1 protein-coding gene and 1 pseudogene are annotated in these 1,013 nt (G+C 69.0%); both read left to right on the top strand.

The window, feature by feature from the left end; translation table 11 throughout:
* Nucleotides 1-259, top strand: a pseudogene (locus ACLJPY_RS50135) (IS110 family transposase); the annotation flags it as partial.
* A 102-nt stretch (nucleotides 260-361) separates the two neighbouring features.
* Nucleotides 362-784 carry a MarR family winged helix-turn-helix transcriptional regulator gene (locus tag ACLJPY_RS50130; protein ID WP_410598087.1) on the top strand — a complete coding sequence of 141 codons (423 nt, stop codon included), beginning with the start codon at nucleotides 362-364 and terminating at the stop codon, nucleotides 782-784.
* Nucleotides 785-1,013 lie beyond the last annotated feature (229 nt).

The following is a 1,013-nucleotide window of genomic DNA, read 5'->3' as shown; positions in this document are numbered from 1 at the left end:
GGTGCGAGGCAATCTGCACCGCCCCCAGCGCTACCACCGCGGCCTGCGGCGGGTGTTCTACCCGGCTGCCCTGTCGGCGATCAAACGTCCCGACGGTCCCTCCCGGGCGTTCTACCTGCGTAAACGCAGCGAGGGGAAGCGGCACACCCAGGCGTTGATCGCCCTGGCCCGCCGCCTGGTCGACGTCATCTGGGCCCTGCTGCGCGACGGGCGTGAGTTCCATCCCTCACCGCCGGTCACGGCCACGGCTGCTGCTTGACACGATCATTGAGACTCCTCCGTTGCGAGGTTCGTACCTAAGGAACCTTATATAAGGTTGCTTAGATAAGCAACCTGGGTTCGGTGAGTTAGGCTGACCCGCATGAAGTACCGTCCCGGCGATGTCGCCCTGGCCGTCAAGCGGCTGCAGTACCGCCACCACCGGGCCCTGAGCCGGGCGCTGGCGCCGCTGGGGCTTTCGCTCGTGCAGTGGGACACCCTGCGCCACCTGCACCGCCGCCCGGAGGCTTCGCTGCACGAACTGGCGGTGCTGACGTTCCAGACCGACCAGTCCTTCGGCTCGCTGGCGACCCGGATGGCCGAGCGCGGGCTCATCGAACGCGTCCCCGGCCCCGGCCGCGCCGTGCGGCACCGCCTGACCGAGGAGGGGGCGCGGCTGCGCGCCGAGGGGCAGGACCTCGTGGACGGCGTCGTCGAGTCGTCGTTCCGGGACCTGTCGGAGGCGCACCTCGACCAGCTGGGTGAGCTCCTGGACCGCGCACTGGGCCCGGACCCGACCGCGTAGGGGTACTGCCCGGGGAGGTCGCGGTCGCGTTCTGGGCACGCCACAGACGATCGGCGGCGAACCACCCGCCACCCGCGTTCCCGACCTCGCAGGGCACTTACACCTAGAGCCTGTTTCAATGGCGTAGCCACTCGTTGATCGCTGCGATGTGCACGGTGGCCTCGTAGCGGACCGCGAGTTTGTCGAACCGTGTGGCGACGGCGCGGTTGCGTTTGAGCCTGTTGATGCC

The organism is Amycolatopsis sp. lyj-23 (assembly GCF_046549135.1).
GTDB lineage: Bacteria > Actinomycetota > Actinomycetes > Mycobacteriales > Pseudonocardiaceae > Amycolatopsis.
The sequence above is the reverse complement of the archived record's forward strand: the minus strand, read 5'-3'. Positions and strand labels throughout refer to the sequence as shown.

Excerpts from the sequence above, each read along its gene's own strand:
- ACLJPY_RS50130 (WP_410598087.1), top strand. The coding sequence starts at position 362 with ATGAAGTACCGTCCCGGCGATGTCGCCCTGGCCGTCAAGCGGCTGCAG.